The following is a 17,584-nucleotide window of genomic DNA, read 5'->3' as shown; positions in this document are numbered from 1 at the left end:
GCCGTCAACACGGCAGTTCGAAAAAATTAGGGGTGACCCGGTGGCGGACATCGAGGAAGCACGCAAGACGTTCGAGCGGTTCGACGCGGACGGCGACGGCTTCATCACGGCGGCCGAGTACAAGAGCGCCATGGCGCAGATGGGCGACTTCAACGTCACGGACTCCGTGGCCGAGGTCCTCATCGCCCGCCAGGACGCCAACGGGGACAAGGTCCTGTCGTTCGACGAGTTCTGGGCGAACCTGAACAAGTGAGCGTGTAGTTCGAGGGCTGGTGGGGCGTGCGCATGACGCGCACGCCCCGTCGTCGTATTGGCGGCTGTCCAGGGGGAGTTGGGGCCGCGTGCGCATGATGGGGCCGATCCGCGGGGCGGAATAGCGTGCGTGTCCTGCCGGTTCACATGCTGTGCACGTGCATGATTCATCCGAATCGTCCGACTCCGAAGGGCAAGGCTCGACATGAAGATCGGCATCATTGGCGCGGGCAACATCGGCGGCAATCTCACCCGCCGGTTCACCGCCGTCGGTCACGACGTCCACGTGGCGAACTCGCGCGGCCCGCACACCCTCACCGCTCTCGCGCAGGAGACCGGCGCCACCCCCGCCACCCTCGAGGACGCGGTCCGCGACGCGCAGGTCGTCGTCGTCACGATCCCGCTCAAGGCGGTCCCGAACCTGCCGAAGGGCTTCCTCGACGCCGCGGCCCCCGACGTCGCGGTCATCGACACAGGCAACTACTACCCGCAGCAGCGCGACGGGAAGATCGACGGGATCGAGGACGAGGGCCTGACCGAGAGCCGCTGGACGGAGCGCCAGATCGGCCACCAGGTGGTCAAGGCCTTCAACGGCACCTACGCCCACGACATCCTCGACAAGCCCCGCCCCTCCGGCGATCCGGCCCGCGTCTCCCTCCCGATCGCGGGCGACGACGCCGCGGCCAAGCAGGTGGTCGCGGCGCTCCTCGACGAGATCGGCTTCGACACGGTGGACACCGGCGGCCAGGACGAGTCGTGGCGCCAGCAGCCCGGCACCCCCGTCTACGGCATGGCCGCCGACGCGGCCACCGTCCGCAAGGCGCTGGAGGCGGCGTCCCCGCAGCGCACGGCGGAGTGGCGCGCCTGACCACCGGCTCCCGTCAGACGCCGCCCGCCCACTCGTGCAGGGCGTCCTTGCTCTCGAAGTCGGCGACGTTCTTGTCGAGCGGGCTGTCGGTGTACTGGTGGATCTTCCAGTCCGCCTTGATGCGGGGCTTGCCGGCGCTGACGTAGTCGGCGATCCAGAGGCCGTCGCCGGCGTAGGACGTCGTATCAACGTTCAGCCAGTAGTTGCGGTTCGAGTACAACAGGACCCTGTGGTTGGGCCGCAGCCGCTTCACCTCGCGGATGAAGCTGTCCTTCTCCGCGTTGCTCGCGTGCGTGCCCTCGCCGGTCGTCTCCCAGTCCACCGCCAGCAAGTCCCCGACCTTTTCAGGTGACTTGCTGACGAAGTACTCGGCCTGCGCCTTGAGGTTCCCGGGCCACAGGAAGTGGTAGAAGCCGACGACGCAGTGCGCGTCACGGGCCCGCTTCGTCTGGGCGGCCAGGCGCGGATTGACGTACGAGCGCCCCTCCGTCGCCTTGATGAAGACGAACGACAGGCCGTCCGTGTCGAACGTGGACTGGTGCGAGCTGACGTCGATGCCACGGATCATGCGGGCCTCCAGGTCGGTGGGGCGACGAGGTCGAACTTTCATCGTCCCCGATCCGACCGGCCATGAGACCACCTTTGCGTGGATCAGTGGCCGAGCCCCGCGGATGTCACTTTTGGCAGGGGGCGATCCGTCGGTGTGGTGAACCCCTTTCTGGAGGAGCGCACCATGTTCAGCGTCTACGTCGTCATCACCGTCCTCGCCGCCTTCGTCTACGGATCGGCGGCCGTCGCCAACCTCGCCGGGCACGCTTATCCGAAGGCCCAGGCCGACAAGCTGGGGGTGCCGTACGCGTGGATTCCGTGGCTGGGGACGGCGCTCGCGGCGGGGGCGCTGGGGCTCGTCGCGGGGTTCGTGGTTCCGGCCCTCGGGATCGCCGCCGGGGTGGGCCTGGTGCTGTATTTCGTCGGGGCGCTCGGCGCGCATCTGCGGGCCGGTGACCGGAACTACGGCCCGTGGGCCTTCTGCTGCGCACTCGCCGTAGCCGCCCTGGTCCTGAGGGTCACTGTCTAGAGCTCGACGTTTCGAGTGCCCCAAGTCTTGGAACGCGCTTTACACGCGCGGACGCAACTGACGGGGCCCCCGCGGCTGTCTGACAGGGAGCCGGGCCCCGTCGGGGGCGTGCGGGGTGGACTCGGAGAGTGGGGCAGGTCGTGGGACGGCGCAGGGGCAGTGGCATAGGAATCGCGCTGGTGACGGCCGCGGTGCTGGTGGGCGCGAGCGCCTGTGGCGGTGGCGGTACGGACAAGGCGGGCGGGGGCGACGGGAAGGCGTCGCAGAAGGCGAGTGTGAAGCCCTCGCCGGCGAAGCCCAAGGGGCCGCCGATGCTGCTTGAGACGATCATGCCGCAGGGCGGTGCCACGGTCGGCGTCGCGATGCCGGTGTCGGTGGTGTTCACGAACCCGGTGGCGGCCAAGGCGCGCGCGGGCGTCGAGAAGCACATGAAGGTGAGCACGTCGAAGCCGGTGACCGGCGCCTGGCACTGGTTCGGTGACAAGCGCGCCGACTGGCGCCCCAAGACGTACTGGCCCTCCGGTACGAAGGTGAAGGTCGACGCCGACATGAAGGGCGTCAGCAACGGCAATGGCCGGTACGGCGTGCACAGTTACACGCACAAGTTCACGGTCGGGGACGACGTCCGCGCCGATGTCTCCGTCAGCGGCCACACACTGAAGGTGACGAAGAACGGCAAGGTCGTGCGCACCCTGTCGATCAACGCGGGCAGCGCCCAGTACCCGACCTGGAACGGCACGATGGCCGTCATCGACAAGCAGAAGAAGGTCCACATGACCTCCTGCAGCGTCGGCATCAGCTGTGACAAGGGCAGCGCCAACTATTACGACCTGACGCTGCCGTGGGACGTGCATCTCACCCAGTCCGGCACGTACGTCCACTACTCGACCGGCGACCCGAACCCGGGCAGCGGCAGCGCCCGCGGCTCGCACGGCTGCGTCCACCTGTCGATGTCCGACGCCAAGTGGTTCTACGGCCAGGTCAAGCAGGGCGACCCGATCACCATCACCGGCTCGCCGCGCGCCAAGGCCCCGGCCGACAACGGCTACGCGGACTTCAATCTGAGCTGGGACGACTGGCTCGCGGAGAGCGGGTCGGGGGAGAGCACGAGCGCCGCCCTGTGACGGGGTGACAGGGTGACGGGCCGGCGCGGTCACGTCACCGGGGCGGGATCCAGCCGTTCCGCCGGGTAGAAGATGTCGATGTCGACCTCCTCGCCGCCGACGATCTGGGTGTCCCAGGCGCCGCTGTGCACCAGGGCGTACAGGGTCTGGGCGTCCAGCCTGTCGAGGTGCTTCAGGAGGGTCGCGTCGTCGGGCAGCCCGGGGATGCGTGGTGCCAGCCGGTCGCGGATCGCGCGGAGTTGGTCCATGAGCGCTTCGAGGTCGGCCTGCCGGTCCGGCTGCCGTTCGGCGGCCTCGGAGATGCTCTGCCGGATCTTGTCCTTGATGGCCCGGGTCACTCCGTGCTCGTCCGTGGTGATCATGGAGTTCCAGGCGCGGCTCTTGTGCCGGTACTGGAGCATCGACATGGCCGCCTCGTGGCGTACGAAGTCGGCGTCGCGGAACGGCCGTCCCCGCCAGGTGCCGCTCAGTGAGCGGGCGAGCGAGATCGCCGATCCCAGGCCGCTGTTGAGGCCGCGTCCCGGCCAGAAGTGGATGGCGTTGGCGGCGTCCCCGAGCAGGAATCCGTACGTGCCCGGTCCCGTGGCCGTCCTCGGGTGCAGCCGCGCGGTGAACCGGGGGCGCTGCACCATGTCGAGGCGGAACGCGGTGACGGCGCTCAGGTCGGACTCGGGCACGTCGAACAGCACGAGGCCCTCCATGACCCGCTTCCACAGCGCCGACCCCTTGATGAGGGCGGGCAGGAAGAGGGTGCTGTGGGTGTCGCAGAGGAAGTCGCCGTCCTCGCTGCGGTTCATCACGCAGGGGCGGGAGGCGATGCACTCCTCGAAGACCTGTCGTACGGGGTCGATGCCCACGACCTCCTTGGCCTCCTCGTCGGTGAGGCGCATGTTGAGAAAGCCCTCGCCGCGAAGGGAGTTGAGGAGGAACCGGTTCTGGGCGACGGTGAGCAGGACGGACATCGGGTCGGGGAGCCGAGACTTCACCTTCAGGCCGAGGACGACGTCCTGGAGGTGTGCGCCCTCCAGCGAGTAGATGGACGTGTCGGCCTGGCCGAACTTCTCGGCGAAGTGCTCGCGGGTCCGGGAGCGGCCGCCCTCGCAGATGGCGAGGACGTGGTCCCCGGTCATGTGCTTCGCGTGCTCGACCGGGTCGAATCGCTCGGGGACCAAGCGGATGCGGCCCGTCTTCTCGTTGGCCAGCTCCAGGAGCGTGTCCTCCACGTAGGAGATCCGGATGTTGCGCGGATTGTGGCCGCGGATGGAGTCGGGGCCCGCGGGCCACATCTCGCTGTACGCGCCCTCCTTGAACAGCTTGTCCTGGACCTCCTGGGGCAGGCCCAGGTACTGGCGGCTCTGGACCGTGACGACCTGCATGCGCCGGACGTTGCCCTGCGTCGCGTCCTTCCAGACGATCTTGTCGCCGTCCCGGGTCCAGCGGCCGTCGTGGACGGTGATGAGGGCCCTGGGGCCGAGCAGCGACTCCAGGAGCAGGGCGAACGCGAGGCCCACGGGCCCGCCGCCCGACACGGTCACCTTGAGCACCGGGACGGACTGTTCGACCGGAGGCGGGGTGAGGGCCTCCAGGACGGAGAGGTCCATGATGGTCTCCATCGGACCGGCCGCCTCGAAGCTGAATGTCTCCTCACCGATCTCGATCACGTCGCCGGGCTGGAGCACGCGGGAGTTCATGCGCTCCCCGTTGACGAAGGTCCCGTTGCTGCTTCCCAGGTCGTACAGCATGAATCCGTGGCCCTCGCGGCGGACCTCGGCGTGGAACCGCGAGATGCTCACGTCGCGGATCACGACGTCGTTGGCCGCCTTGCGGCCGAAGGTGAGGGGCTTCGTCCCGATGCCGAACCGCTCTCCGGCCAGGGAACCTTGACGACCGACCATTTCAGGAGGCATGAGTCCTCGGATTCCGTTCGCGGAGTCAGCTCAGGACGTACGTCCGTCAAAGCTAGACGCGTCCGTGGAATCGGGAACCCTCGGCGGGCAAACCGGTCACCGCATACGACGAAGTGACTGATTGTGTGCCGCGCCTCAGCACTCGATGATGTTCACCGCGAGGCCGCCCCTCGCCGTCTCCTTGTACTTCACGTTTACGGATGCGGTCGCGTTCGTACCCGGCTTGACCTGCTCGTATGCCTTCCAGGTGATCTTGGGAGGGGGCTCTGGGGAGTATCTGGGGAGAATCGAAGGGCGGGGAGTCTCGAACCACCCGTTCATGACCTTCAGGCCGCGCGAGCCGGCCTCCGGCATGAAGTGCGCGTAGTGCCGCAGGGTGATCTCGGGGGAGGCGTGGCCGAGCCATTTGGAGACGGTGACGACGTTCTCGCCGGCTTCGAGCAGAGTGCTGGCGAACGTGTGGCGTAGGACGTGGAAGCCGTCGGCGCGGGACGTGTCGTAGACCGGGTAGCGGCGGATTCGGCCGCCGTGGCTCTGTTCCTTGTGCCGGAGGATCTTGAGTATGCCCGCTGCGGCGAGAGCGGGGTGCCAGGTGCGCTCGTTCCACGTGCGGTAGTAGATCCGGTTCCCTTGGGTGGTGGTGAGGAGGAGCGGGACCGTGACCGGGCGGCGCTGGCGTTCTTCGAGGTCGGTGGTCGGCGCCTCAGGGTTGAGCCAGGGCAGCGTGCAGTGGACTGCGGGGAACTTTTCGAGCGCCTGCGCTATGCGGTTCAGAAGGAGCGGCGGCGCTGGCACCTCTCGTGTCTTCGCTCCTTTCGGCAGGGAGAAGTACGGCCGCCCCTTGTCGTTCCATCGGAGTTGGCGTCTCACATGGACGATGCCTGCCGTGACATTGATGTCCTCCGTTCCCAGGCCGAAGACCTCGCCCTGGCGGAGCCCCAGGCCGACTCCCAGGTCGATGGCTACGCGATAGCGTTCCTGCACTGCGTCGCGTACTGCGTCGACGCGCCCGCGGTCCCACGGGACGGCCTTCGAGGTCGTGTTCTTCGGGGGCTTGATGCTCCGGTGGGCGCGACAAGGGTTCTTGGGTATCCGCTCGTCCTCGACGGCGGATTCGAGGATCGAGGAGAGGTGTCCCCAGATCACCTCGGCGGTGGACCCTTCCACGCGGGTGAGGAGTCCGGCCTTCCAGGTGCGCAGCGTGTCCGCGTTGATGGCGCGCAGGGGCTGGGAGCCGATCTGCGGAATGACGTGGTTCCATATGCGGCTTCGCATGGGGCCGCGGGACGAGTGCGCGACGATGCGGGTCGGCCACCAGTGCTGCTCGACGTACTCCTTGAGCGTGATGGCGCCGCGGCGAGGGTCGACGAAGTCGCCCTTACGGGCCTCGTGTTCTGCCTTCGCCTTCCACGTCTTCGCATCGGCGAGTGTCTCGAAGGTCCGGGAGCGGACTCCCGGGATGCCGGCGACCTTGTAGCGGTCGCCCTTCCCGTAGCGGGCGGTGCGCTTGCGTTTGCCGGTCTCGGGGTCGGGCCGTTTGTTCAGCCACCGGTCCTCGATGTATCCAGCCACTCAAGTTCCCTTCTGCGTATGCGGAGCCGGACGCGGAGCATGTGCTCGGTGACGCCCAGCTCGTGGGCGGCTTCCTCGCGGGAGGTCGCCCACACCAATGCCTCTTCGAGGTCCACGACGGGGATGAGCTTGCGGGCCGCTCCCTCGTCGGCGCGGATTTCCTGTCGTCGAGCCAGGACGGGGCTGATGAGCGAGGCGTTGCGACATTCGGTGTCCTTGTTCCGGGCGTGCTCGACCTCGTGCGCGAGGGCGCACCGTTCCTGTACCTGCGTGAGCCGGTCGGCCATGACGATCAGGCGATGCGCCGGCACCCACCAAGCCCAGGAGTCGCGCAGCGGGCCGTAGCGGATGTGGAGTTCGAGCTCCTCGGCCGCGTCCCAGGGGTTGTACGGAAGGTTCATGTGGGGGGTCTCGCGGCGCTCGATGGACGGGAGTCGGGTGCGCGGGGTTGAAGTTGAAGGGGATTGAGAGGTCCGGCAGGTGGTGGGGGTTGCCATGGCTCTCAGTGTCTCAGGGATTCGAATTTTTGTTCGAGTCAATGGGTGTGGCTATGCCGGGTGTGGGGTGCGGCGGCGTGTGGCGGGGTGGCTAATCCGTGTGCTGCTCCGCGCGGAAGCGTCGTACGACGTCGTCGACCACGGCGCGGTCGGTGTCGGGGCCGCCGTCGCTGCGTGGGGAGTGGGCCACGGCGGCGAAGTGGTCCTGGCCGAGGCCGGCCGCGCGCGCCTGGGCGGTGACCGCCGAGGAGAGGAGGGCTTCGGCGGCGGCGTCGAAGGCGGCGAGGCTGGCGGCATCGGCGCCCATCTCGGCGCAGATGCGGCTGAACTCGGTGGCCTGGCGTAGTGCGGCGACCGCGCGGCCGGTGGTGTCAGGGCGAGACGGGGTGAATCCCTGATTGCTCTCCGCTGCGGCCTGCGAGGGGAGCGGGTCGCCGCCTTCGAGGATGGCGTTCACGCTGCCGTCGGCCCAGCCCAGGGCGCGGGCGATGCGGTCCAGCGACGGGGGCATGCGGGTCGGCGGCTTGCCCGACTCGGCCGTGAGGGCGCTCTTGGTCGAGATGCCGGCGTGCTGGGCCAGTTCGGCCTGGCTCCAGCCCTTGCGTCCGCGATGCGCGCGGATCATCTCGCTGAGGCGTTGCCATGCGGCGGGATCGTGCTTCACCTGGGCTCCCAATCGGTGGAGTACCTCGCCCGTGTTGCTGCCGTGTGCGAGGCGTTGGGGTAGGTCCCGATGAGTGTGCAGCACTCTGACGCAAGATGCAACGCAGTGAAACGGCGGCCGTGAGGGAAGTGTAGTGAAGCGTTGTTTCGCTTCATCTTGCTGCCTAGTGTTGGCCTCTCGTTACGCATCGGCATATGCCGTTGCGGGTTGGGAGGGAGTTGCATGTCCGCACCGACACCCATGGCCACGCGCGAGCGGGTGCCCCAGCATCGGGCCGTCCCTGCGCTGTACAGCACGAAGGAGGCCGCCGCCTACCTCGGCGTCGCGGTCGCCACGATGCGTACCTGGCGACACCGTCGTCGCGGCCCGAAGTCCTTCCGTATGGAGGGGCGCATTGTGTATCGGCGGGTGGCGCTGGATGAGTTCATTGATGCGTGCGAGTCCGCGGACTCGCGGTCGAACCCGGCGCTCAACCCCTTGAACCGAGAGGTGGAGCGCAGTCTCGGGCGGAGTGTGGCGCAGCCGGTGGGCGGTGGTGTGCGATGACGTTGGAGCGGATCGAGACGGCGCGCGGTCACCGGTACGTACTGGACGGGGCACCGGTGATGGGCGTGACCACGCTCATCGGGGGCGGGCTGCCGAAGCCCGCACTCGTGGGGTGGGCGGCGAAGCGGGCCGCCCGGTACGCGGTGGACAACTGGCGTGGCCTCGCGCCGATGGTCGCCTCGGGTGAGGTCGAGGCGGCGTACGAGGAGATCCGTAAGGCGCCGTTTCGGGAGCGGAACCAGGCTGCGGCGCGGGGCACCGAGGTGCACCGGTTCGCCGACGCGCTGTCGCGGGACGCGGAGACCGAAGTGCCGGCGGAGCTGTATGGGTACGTCGCGGCGTGCGCGGACTTCCTCGACGAGTGGGGCGTGCGGCCGGTGCTCGCCGAGGCGGTGGTCGGGTCGCGGGAGCACGGGTACGCGGGGACGTTGGACCTGGTGGCCGAGCTGCCCAGCGGGCGGATGGCGTTGTTCGACTACAAGACGTCGGCGTCGGGGATCTGGCCGGAGACCGCGTTGCAGGCGGCGGCCTACCGGTACGCGGACTTCTACCTGGACGCGACCGGCGGCGAGGTGGCGATGGCGGGGCTCGGGATCGACGCCGCATACGGCGTGCACCTGCGGGCCGATGGGTTCGCCGTGCATCCGCTGGAGGCGGGCGAGCCGGAGGCGTTCCGGGGCAAGCCGCACGAAGTGACCGCGGCGATTTTGACGGGCAACGAGATGGGGCTCTCGCCGATGGCGGCGCTGCGCTCGTTCGACCTGATCAAGGGCACCCCGGCGATGCGGGCGCACGCCTTGCGCGCGCTGCTTCAGTCGCACGGGCACGCGGTCTGGGAGGAGGAATCCACCGCCGTACGTGCGGTGGTGTGTGGCCGGCGCGCGGGTGAGGCGGAGGTGCACCGCTCGGAGTGGACCATCGAGCGCGCGACGGATGCCGGGCTGAGTGGCAAGGACAACTGGAAGCGGCAGCCGCAGGCGATGCTCCTGGCCCGCGCGACCGCGGAAGCCTGCCGGCTGACCGCCGCCGACGTACTGCACGGCGTCCCGTACGCGGTCGAAGAGCTCGCCGACGGCGGCGCGATGGGGGAGACGCGGACGGTGCGGCGTCGGCGCAAGGCGGCGGCCGAGGAGCCGCCCGGGTCGGGTTCGGAGTCGGGCGCGACGCTCGCCGAGGCGGGCGGGCCGCTGTGGAGCGACGGCGCCACCACCGACGGCTGATCAACGCAGGGGAGGCGACGTCGTGAGTCAGGAAGCCATGGAGTGGGTGTGGGAGCAGTCCCGCGCCCGCGGCGTGGCGCGGTTGGTGTTGCTGGCCATCGCCTACCGGATGCCGGACGGCGGCGGCACCGTGTACGCCGGCACCACGATGTTGGTCCGTCGGACCGGGGCGTCGCGCTCGTCGGTCGTACGGGCCGTCGACTCGCTTGTTTCGGCTGGGGAGTTGGCGGTCGTGGACGGGCGGTGCGGGCCGCGTGGGGAGACCTGCTACCGGATCCCCGACCTTGCTACCGGTGGCGTTGTCGGCGGTCCCACTACGCCACCGGTAGCAGGATCGGACCCCCGACCTTCGGACCCCAGGGGTAGCGCCATGGGACCGGAGGGGTCTCACGGTGACACCGGTAGGGGTAGCACCACGACACCCCCAAGACAGATAGCTGATGAAGAAGAGGGAGAGATCAACAGCTCCCCCGCGCGTACGACGCCGACCAGCGGCGCCGCCGCGGCCCGGATACCGGCCGAGGCGCAGCCACTGATCGACGCCCTTCAGCGTGAACGGATCGCGGTCACCTGGGCGTTGGCGCCGAGCGAGTGGGCGCTGGTGCTCGCCGCGATCAACCGGTGGGGCGTGGAGGCCGTGGCCCGGGTCGCGGTCGAGAAGACCGCCGGGCGGGAGATCCGTTCGGCCCGCTACCTGCTCGCCATCTGGCGCGACGCCGCCAACTTCGGCCCCGCACCGAACTCGTGGGGGACTGTCGTCCCGCTGCGGCGGGCCCCGGCCCCCTCGTACACCGACAACCTCGCGGTCGGCCTGGCCCTGCTCGAAGGACGGGAGACGAACCACCGATGAACCCACGCGAGACCGCCGCCCTGCTGCGCCTGCTCGCCGCCCTGGACGGACGCCTGCGCCGCGCGATGGCCGACCCGCAGCAGGCCGCGCGCACCATCGACGAGTGGAACGAGGCCACCGCCCACATCCCTGCCGTCACCGCGGACGGCACTTGGGACGCCTCGCAGGCCGTGCGCCGCTTCTACGAGCAGCGGCGCGGCGACCACACCGCCCGGTACTTCGCGTACGAGCCGCACCACCTGCTCGCGGCCTGGGCCGAGCACCGCACGGAACGCATGGAGCGGCACACCGATCCGCTGCCGGCAGCCGACCCCAACGACGTGCATGCCTACCGGGCCGAGCTCGCCGCGACCCGTGCGGAGGTCGCGCATGGCCTGCGGGCGCCGGCTCCGTACCACCGCGCGATCGATACAGCCGGGCGGCGCCAACTCGGCCCGCTGGCGGACCGGATCGGCGCAATGCCGACAGCGGAGCCCGGGCCGTACATGCCGCCGCAGGTACGGGCCGAGATCTCGCCCCACCTGCCGGGCCTGCGGGCCCGACTGCCCGCGCTGAACGTCGCCTGCCCCGTCGAGGTCTGTCGGGCCGGAGCACGGCATCTGTGCACGTCCTCGCGCGGCAGAGAACTCCACACCGTGCACGGACGCCGGCGCGACGCCTGGGCGGTGACCACCGCGAACTGCCCGGAGTGCGGCGCCCTACTGGGGCAGCCGTGCACCGCCGCCCGTGATCCGCACGCGGCCCGGATACAAGCCGCCGAGACCGCCCAGGGGGCGCCCGCATGACCCACATCCCCGACGCGCACGGCCGAGCTGACTTCGGCGCCGGACAGGACGCGATCACCATCGGTGCGGGCTGGGCCGTGGCCGAGATCCTCGCTCACCTCGCCGTCGCGGACGCGCGGGCCCACAAGGGCGACGCCTTCCCGTACTACGGACCCGATCCCACGCCCGCCGCCACCGGGCACCGCATCATCGGTCGACTCCTGGACGCCGGGTGGCGACCACCGGACGACTCCCACGTGCTCGACCCGTGCGACGCCATGCACGCCGGCACCGACACGGCGAACGCGCCGACCCGAGGGAGCCGTTGGCGCCGAACCCTCTCGCGCACGTGGGGCGCCCGCGACCGGTCGCGCGGTCCCGCACGCCCCACCCTGAAGATCACTCTCGAAGGGGAGCGAACCCTCATGACGCCAGACCTCGACGACGCGGCCTGCCCGCACTGCGGCGAGCGCGACCTCCGGATCGAATTTCGGCTCACCGCGCGGCTGGACGCCGCGCTCGCCGGGACGCAGCCCAAGCTCGCGGCGGCGCCGTGGCCGTGGCTCGTCTGCGGTAACTGTCGTGCCGAGAGCCGCGGGAAGCCCGCCTGAACAAGCAGAAGGGGCGCGCCTGTTCGTCTGGCCGGACAGCCGGGCGCGCCCCTCGAGTGCCTCCACCGTACCGCCGGACAAACGGGAGCACTTGGAAAATGACCCGCCCCCTCGATGCCCTCCGCCACGAGACGGCCGGAGCTCTGCGATGCATCCGCACCCACTGGGGAACCCTCCGGCTCACCGTCGAGAGCCCGCCCGTAGACGTGTGGCCCCCGCGCCACCTCGCCGCCCTCCTCGCACCGGGACGCGACACAGCGGAGCCACTGCTGGAGAAGGCGCCGCTGACCCTGCGCGAGCACCCCGCGCCCCTCAACCTGGACGCCCTGGACACGAAGGTGGCCATCGAAGAGGCCCTCTACGAGCTCGCCGACGTGCTCGCCGCCGACGTACAACGGGCCGAGGCCGGCGACCCCTGGCGCTGGAACTTCCCCACCGCCACCGGCCCGGGCAGCCGCGCCCAGGGCCCGCACTGGGCCGCCCTCTACATCGAGCGCCGCGTACGCGACACCGACACCGAACCCGAGCAGCGCGAGGACGGAACCTGGGGACCGGCACCCTTCGGCCGACTCCCGGAGGCGCGACTGCGCGAAGCGCACCGCGTCGCCGGCGCCTGCGAGCGACGGCTGCTGCGCACCCTCGGCATCGACCAACGCTCTACGCCGATCCCGGACCGGCCGTGCCCCTGGTGCACCGGACAGCTCGTCCTCCACCAGCCCGACCCCGACGAGCCGCCCACGATCACGTGCGATACCGGACCGAGCTGCACCGCCCCCGTCATCACCGACGAGCGGGGGCGCCGCACCTGGCGCTGGCGCGACCTGCCGGCCCTCGCTGAGGCGCTGGAGGCAGGAGAGCGACGCGCTGCACCCAACTGGACGCAAATTAACTGAAGTTGCAGGCCATCAGGGCTCGCAGACCTCCAATGCAGTCATTACGGTTCCAGCCGCTGTAGGAGCTACGGCGCCGGACGCAACCCGGCATCCCTACGAGCCATAGGAGTATCCCTGTGCGCTACGCGACCACGACCGAGCACAACGAGCGACTGCACCGCCAGGACAGCGGCAACACCACCACGTACTGCGACATCCAGGCCCTCTACGACGTCGACCACGACACGGCGACCTTCGGCCTGATGGCCGGCACCCTGCACACCTGCCGGAGGTGCGACACGGTGGCCGTCCGCCGCAACGGGGCGCACGGCTACCGGCCCCAGCACGCCGGCAACGACGACGTGCGGGCCGCGGCCCGCATCCTGGCTCAGGCCGGCCACGAGCCCGCCCGCACCCTGGACGAACTCGGCGGGGCGACCGGCTACCTCGTCGAACCGTTCCGGCCCGGCTGCGTCCTGGTGACCCGCCTGACCCACGGCACGGTCGCCATCGCGGCCGATGCCCAGCCGGTCCTGCGCGCCTACAGTCGCACCCTGGCCAGCGCCGGATGGGACACCCGCGGCCACCGCGGGCGCAGCCTGAGCGGCAAGGACCGCGCGTTCACCGCGCAGCGCCCCGAGAGCGACGAACCCAGCGCCAACGTCATGTCCGACGAGCCCGATGGGCAGCGCGTCGCCTGAACTGCCGCCGCGCGGGCCGGACTCCGAGGTTCGGCCCGCGCCCGACCCCGATACGAGGAGCAGCCGCCCGATGGTCCACGTCGAACCGCCGCAGTACACCTTCGACGACGCGGTACGCATCCGCCGTGAGGCGAAGGCCCTTCAGCCGCAGGTGGGGCGCATCGTCACGGAGGCCCGCGCCGCCGGTCGCCGCGCCACCGAGATCGCGTACGAACTGGGCATGGTGGAAAGCCGCGTTCACCAGATCCTGCGCGCCCATCGCGCCACCGGAACGTCCCGCTAATGGATGGGCCCGCCTCAGCGACGCAACCGCTGGACGGGCCCTGACCGATCCGAGGAGTACCCCTCGCATGGCTATCGCCTACCGTACTGCGCCGCTTCCTGCGGCTGGTGTCCCGGGGCTGGCTCGTTGGCTTCCCCTATTCGCGTCGGCAACGATCACCACGGCCTTTGCCGTTCTCGCTTTCCGCCTCTCCTTTGCCGCCTTGACCGACCTCGCCGTGCAGCACGGCGTCGCGTCGGACGCGGCCTGGATGTTCGCTGCCCTTGTCGACGGCGGGGCTGTCGTCGGCACCGTGGGCGTGGTGGCCGCCGAGTGGTCGAGCCGTCGCGCCTGGCCGTACTGGCTCACGGTCGTGGCGTTCGCGTCCCTGTCGCTCGGTTTCAACATCGCGCACAGCGACGGCAGTACGGCCGGCGTCTTCATCGCGATCACGCCGCCGGCGGCGCAGCTCGTGGCGACGGAACTCCTCGTCCGGCTCCTGCCGACTCCGCAGCACGCCACGCCCGCCCCGGGCGCGGTGGACGTAGCTCCGCCGGAACCCGCACCGCTTGCAGCGACGGAAGAGTCCGACGGGGAAGCGGAGTTGCCGGGCAGGCCGGACTTGACGGCGCTCCTTGCCGCAGCCGAGGCCGAACCCGCCCTCCCGGCCGTGTTCGCTCCAGCGCGCGCCGAGCTGGAGGGGCCGCCCGAGCTGCCGATGACGGCCACGTTCAGCGCGCCGCCTGTCACCCCGGTGCCACAGTCCGCGGAGGCTGAGTCGACGGAATCCGGCGGCGCGGAGGAGGCGCCGCCCGAGGCGGTGACCGCCTACCTCAAACTGTGCGAGCAGTCCGGACGCCGCCCCACGGCCGAGGAGTTCGGCGCCGTCCTGGGCGTACGCCGCAGCCGCGGCGGCGAGTTGCGGCAGCTCGTCGAGGCGAACCTGGAAAACAACCCTTGCACCGTTACCGTTCCGTGACCTAAAGTCGGAGGCGCTTTCGGCATGCCCGGAAACAGCCCATCAACTCCATACGCCGGCCCCGCCACGCATCCCCCGTCGTGGCGGGGCTTCGCTTTGCCCTTTTGCCTTGGGAGGTGATCGCATGCCGACCAACTCCCAGGCCCTCTTCGACGAGTCCGCGCCTGCTCCGCGCACGCAGGGGCCGTTGCCCGGCATCCACCCGTTCTCGATTCTCCGAACCGACCTCGGCCCGTGGCGCCAGCGCCGCCGCTCCTGGCACGAGTTGGGCATGACCAGCCGCTCCGGGCGCGAGCACGTGACCACGTACGCCAGCAGCGGCCGGTTCGCCCAGGAGAAGCTCACCGCGATCAACGACGGGCTCTCCACCTTCGACCCGGTCCTGGCCGAGGCGTCGTACGAGTGGTACTGCCCCGAGGGCGGCCAGGTCCTCGACCCCTTCGCCGGTGGCTCCGTACGCGGCCTCGTGGCGGGCAACGGCGGATACCACTACACCGGCGTCGACCTGTCCCCGTCCCAGGTCGACGCGAACGAGGACCAGGCCGAAGCCTGGCGCGCGGCCGACCTCCTCGCCGCGTCCCCGTCGTGGGTCGTCGGGGACGCGGCCGAGGTGCTGCCCCGGCTCCCGGACGGCGGCTTCGACTACGTCTTCACCTGCCCGCCGTACTTCAACCTGGAGAAGTACTCGGACCACCCGGCGGACCTGTCCGCGATGAAGTGGAAGGAGTTCGCCGACACCTACCGCGAGGTCATCGCGGAGTCGGTGCGCTGCCTGAACGAGGACCGGTTCGCCACCTGGGTGGTCGGCGAGGTCCGCAACACCGCCGGCGCCATACGCGGCCTCATCCCACTCACGATCGCCGCGCACGAGGCGGCCGGCGCCAAGCTCTACAACGACGCCGTCCTGATGAACACCCTCGGCACCGTCCCCCTCCGTCTGGACAACCAGTGGCGCGCATCGAGGAAGATGGGCCGCCACCACCAGTACGTCCTGACCTTCGTCAAGGGCGACCCCAAGCGCGCCACCGCCCGCATCCGCGGGCAGGAGCGCGCGGCGTGAGGGGCCTCGACCTGCTTGCCCGCGCGCTCGCGGTGCCGGACTTCACCCCGCACGTGACGCCGATCGAGGAACACGACGGGGTTCTGGCCAAGCGGGAGGACGCCTGGGTGCGCGGCGGTGCCTCGGGCGCCAAGGCGCGCGCCCTGTTCACCGCCGCCGAGGACGCGGTGGGGCTGGTGAGCGCCGGCGCCCGCATCAGCCCTCAACTCGAACGCGCCGCCCTCGTCGCCCGCGCCCTGGACATCCCGGCCCGCCTGCACACCGGCTACGGGGCCGACACCGCGGAGACCGCACTTGCCGCCGCGGCCGACGCCACGGTGCTGCGCCACCGCCCTGCGCGCGTGTCGGTGATCCGCGCCCGCTACCGGATCGACGCCGAGACCCTGGCCGAACAGGGCTGGGCGGGCATGCCGTTCGGCATGGAACACCCCGCCTACCTCGAACAGGTCGCCGAACAGGCCGCCCAACTCCCGCGCGACATACGGCGGATCGTCGTCCCGGTCGGCTCCGGCATCACCCTCGCCGCGATCCTGCGCGGCCTGCACCGCGCCGGAAACCCCACCCCGGTCCTCGGCGTGCGCGTCGGCGGCGACCCCACCCGCACGCTGGGCCGCCACGCGCCCGGCTGGGCCGCCCACACCACCCTGGCCACCAGCCCCGCCGCGTACACCGACACCGTCCCCAACCGGCTCGGCAACCTCGCCCTCGACCCGCACTACGAGGCCAAGACGCTCCCGTGCCTGCGGCCCGGCGACCTGCTCTGGACGGTCGGCGTGCGCGCCTCCGCCCTCGCATAGGACCGGCACCAACCCGTGATCCACGGACCACGGAAACGAGTTCCTGCCACGGGGGCCACTGAGCTAACGTCCAGGTCAACGCCACCGGCACCCCCCATGACGCGGGAAGCCGCCGGGGCCAGCCCGCACGACCCCGAAAGGGGACGCGCACATGTACGTCACGTTCAACAGCGACCTGCACGCCTACGTCGCCGACATGACCGGCCAGGACCTCGCCGTCCTCCGCGACAGCGACAACGACGCGGACCGGCGCCTGATCGCCTACCTGGACACCGTCGCCGACCACCTGGACACCCTCATCCTCAACGGGGTCCCCGCCACGGCGCCGGCCGCCCGCCACTACCTGGACACCGTCGAGGGCACCATCGTGCACGTCGTCAACCAGTGGATCGCCGGCACCCTCGGCGACAAGGGCTTCGGACCGACCTGAACCACCCTCCGCACGGCCCCACCCGAGGCCGTGCGGTAGGCGCTGCTCCTCGTCGCCGAGCCGTTACCGGAGTCGTTACGGCAGCCCCTCGCAGACCCGCCGGCCTCTCCCTACTGTCACAGCTGCCACCAGGGCAAACACCCAGGTAGGCGCCTTGAAAAGTCAACAGAGGGAGACAGCGCGATGGACTTCACCGTGATCGCCGCATTCGAGATCGGCGCCAGGGAACTGCACGTCATGGTCGCCATACCCGGCGACCTGAAGGACGTCAATGAGCAGCACGACGAGCCCGTCATGAACGAGGGCCTGGTGCCCGTATGGACCACCGTCGCCGCCCGCACCGCCGACGAGGCCGCCGAGCGGTTCAAGGAACTGTTCTGGGCCATGAAGGCCGACGAACTCTGAGCGGGATCACGATCAGACGGCCCGCCCCTGAAGGAAGCAGGGGCGGGCCGTACCGCTGAGCATGCCACGCTCTGAGGCATTCTTACTCAGGTGACATGTAATCGAGTATGTCTTGCGGTTCGACT

At 70.3% G+C, this 17,584-nt stretch carries 22 protein-coding genes; 17 read left to right on the top strand and 5 right to left on the bottom strand.

All coding sequences use genetic code 11. From position 1 onward, the window contains the following. Window positions 1-40 precede the first annotated feature (40 nt). Together ACP4E5_RS16475 and ACP4E5_RS16470 are read left to right on the top strand one after the other, a co-directional pair. The gene (locus ACP4E5_RS16475) at window positions 41-253 is read left to right on the top strand and encodes an EF-hand domain-containing protein (RefSeq protein ID WP_425829359.1); all 213 of its coding nucleotides are present in this window, start codon (window positions 41-43) and stop codon (window positions 251-253) included. Window positions 254-427: 174 nt separating this feature from the next. Next, a complete protein-coding gene (locus ACP4E5_RS16470) occupies window positions 428-1,120 on the top strand; it encodes an NADPH-dependent F420 reductase (RefSeq protein WP_425841393.1) in 693 nt (230 codons plus the stop codon). 13 nt (window positions 1,121-1,133) lie between these two features. On the opposite strand, the gene ACP4E5_RS16465 is transcribed toward ACP4E5_RS16470, so the two are convergent. Further along, window positions 1,134-1,688 carry a glycoside hydrolase family 25 protein gene (locus tag ACP4E5_RS16465; RefSeq protein ID WP_425841390.1) on the bottom strand — a complete coding sequence of 185 codons (555 nt, stop codon included), beginning with the start codon at window positions 1,686-1,688 and terminating at the stop codon, window positions 1,134-1,136. Window positions 1,689-1,853: 165 nt separating this feature from the next. Here ACP4E5_RS16465 and ACP4E5_RS16460 point away from each other — a divergent pair, with 165 nt between their 5' ends. Then, a complete protein-coding gene (locus ACP4E5_RS16460) occupies window positions 1,854-2,198 on the top strand; it encodes a DoxX family protein (RefSeq protein ID WP_425829357.1) in 345 nt (114 codons plus the stop codon). A gap of 140 nt (window positions 2,199-2,338) precedes the next feature. Beyond that, complete coding sequence (locus ACP4E5_RS16455; protein ID WP_425829355.1) at window positions 2,339-3,322, top strand: L,D-transpeptidase; 984 nt, start codon at window positions 2,339-2,341, stop codon at window positions 3,320-3,322. A gap of 29 nt (window positions 3,323-3,351) precedes the next feature. Here the strand turns inward: ACP4E5_RS16455 and ACP4E5_RS16450 are convergent, their stop codons facing one another. The 4 genes from ACP4E5_RS16450 to ACP4E5_RS16435 form a co-directional block, all read right to left on the bottom strand. After that, window positions 3,352-5,229 carry an FHA domain-containing protein gene (locus ACP4E5_RS16450; protein ID WP_425829353.1) on the bottom strand — a complete coding sequence of 626 codons (1,878 nt, stop codon included), beginning with the start codon at window positions 5,227-5,229 and terminating at the stop codon, window positions 3,352-3,354. Window positions 5,230-5,364: 135 nt separating this feature from the next. Next, the gene (locus tag ACP4E5_RS16445; RefSeq protein ID WP_425829351.1) at window positions 5,365-6,801 is read right to left on the bottom strand and encodes a tyrosine-type recombinase/integrase; all 1,437 of its coding nucleotides are present in this window, start codon (window positions 6,799-6,801) and stop codon (window positions 5,365-5,367) included. Then, entirely contained in the window at window positions 6,771-7,298 is a 528-nt protein-coding gene (locus ACP4E5_RS16440; RefSeq protein WP_425829349.1) for an ImmA/IrrE family metallo-endopeptidase, read from the bottom strand. Before ACP4E5_RS16440 ends, ACP4E5_RS16445 begins: the two co-directional genes overlap by 31 nt. A 91-nt stretch (window positions 7,299-7,389) precedes the next feature. Then, window positions 7,390-7,962, bottom strand: a complete 573-nt coding sequence (locus ACP4E5_RS16435) for a helix-turn-helix transcriptional regulator (RefSeq protein ID WP_425829347.1) — start codon at window positions 7,960-7,962, stop codon at window positions 7,390-7,392. A gap of 222 nt (window positions 7,963-8,184) precedes the next feature. Between ACP4E5_RS16435 and ACP4E5_RS16430 the strand changes: the two genes are divergently transcribed. The 13 genes from ACP4E5_RS16430 (at window position 8,185) to ACP4E5_RS16370 (ending at window position 17,459) form a co-directional block, all read left to right on the top strand. Then, window positions 8,185-8,508: a helix-turn-helix domain-containing protein gene (locus ACP4E5_RS16430; protein ID WP_425829345.1), complete on the top strand. Its 324-nt coding sequence runs from the start codon at window positions 8,185-8,187 to the stop codon at window positions 8,506-8,508. Beyond that, window positions 8,505-9,728, top strand: coding sequence for a hypothetical protein (locus tag ACP4E5_RS16425; protein WP_425829343.1), 1,224 nt, complete (start codon window positions 8,505-8,507; stop codon window positions 9,726-9,728). The genes ACP4E5_RS16430 and ACP4E5_RS16425 overlap by 4 nt, the downstream gene beginning before the upstream one ends. Before the next feature lie 22 nt (window positions 9,729-9,750). Then, the gene (locus ACP4E5_RS16420) at window positions 9,751-10,578 is read left to right on the top strand and encodes a helix-turn-helix domain-containing protein (protein WP_425829341.1); all 828 of its coding nucleotides are present in this window, start codon (window positions 9,751-9,753) and stop codon (window positions 10,576-10,578) included. Continuing rightward, entirely contained in the window at window positions 10,575-11,363 is a 789-nt protein-coding gene (locus ACP4E5_RS16415; RefSeq protein WP_425829339.1) for a zinc finger domain-containing protein, read from the top strand. Before ACP4E5_RS16420 ends, ACP4E5_RS16415 begins: the two co-directional genes overlap by 4 nt. Further along, entirely contained in the window at window positions 11,360-11,953 is a 594-nt protein-coding gene (locus ACP4E5_RS16410) for a hypothetical protein (protein WP_425829337.1), read from the top strand. The genes ACP4E5_RS16415 and ACP4E5_RS16410 overlap by 4 nt, the downstream gene beginning before the upstream one ends. 98 nt (window positions 11,954-12,051) lie before the next feature. Next, complete coding sequence (locus ACP4E5_RS16405; RefSeq protein WP_425829335.1) at window positions 12,052-12,846, top strand: hypothetical protein; 795 nt, start codon at window positions 12,052-12,054, stop codon at window positions 12,844-12,846. A gap of 116 nt (window positions 12,847-12,962) precedes the next feature. After that, complete coding sequence (locus tag ACP4E5_RS16400) at window positions 12,963-13,526, top strand: hypothetical protein (protein ID WP_425829333.1); 564 nt, start codon at window positions 12,963-12,965, stop codon at window positions 13,524-13,526. 70 nt (window positions 13,527-13,596) lie between these two features. Beyond that, window positions 13,597-13,809 carry a hypothetical protein gene (locus ACP4E5_RS16395; RefSeq protein ID WP_425829331.1) on the top strand — a complete coding sequence of 71 codons (213 nt, stop codon included), beginning with the start codon at window positions 13,597-13,599 and terminating at the stop codon, window positions 13,807-13,809. 67 nt (window positions 13,810-13,876) lie between these two features. Next, window positions 13,877-14,767, top strand: coding sequence for a DUF2637 domain-containing protein (locus ACP4E5_RS16390; RefSeq protein WP_425829329.1), 891 nt, complete (start codon window positions 13,877-13,879; stop codon window positions 14,765-14,767). Between the two features lie 124 nt (window positions 14,768-14,891). Further along, complete coding sequence (locus tag ACP4E5_RS16385; protein ID WP_425829327.1) at window positions 14,892-15,827, top strand: class I SAM-dependent methyltransferase; 936 nt, start codon at window positions 14,892-14,894, stop codon at window positions 15,825-15,827. Beyond that, on the top strand, window positions 15,824-16,624 hold the full coding sequence (locus tag ACP4E5_RS16380; protein WP_425829325.1) for a PALP domain-containing protein: 801 nt from the start codon (window positions 15,824-15,826) through the stop codon (window positions 16,622-16,624). Before ACP4E5_RS16385 ends, ACP4E5_RS16380 begins: the two co-directional genes overlap by 4 nt. 151 nt (window positions 16,625-16,775) lie before the next feature. After that, window positions 16,776-17,054, top strand: coding sequence for a hypothetical protein (locus ACP4E5_RS16375; protein WP_425829323.1), 279 nt, complete (start codon window positions 16,776-16,778; stop codon window positions 17,052-17,054). 183 nt (window positions 17,055-17,237) lie between these two features. Continuing rightward, on the top strand, window positions 17,238-17,459 hold the full coding sequence (locus tag ACP4E5_RS16370; RefSeq protein WP_425829322.1) for a hypothetical protein: 222 nt from the start codon (window positions 17,238-17,240) through the stop codon (window positions 17,457-17,459). Window positions 17,460-17,584: the final 125 nt, after the last annotated feature.

Origin of the sequence: Streptomyces fractus, from assembly GCF_049844455.1 — a bacterium.
GTDB classification, from domain to species: Bacteria; Actinomycetota; Actinomycetes; order Streptomycetales; family Streptomycetaceae; genus Streptomyces; species Streptomyces fractus.
The sequence above is the reverse complement of the archived record's forward strand: the minus strand, read 5'-3'. Positions and strand labels throughout refer to the sequence as shown.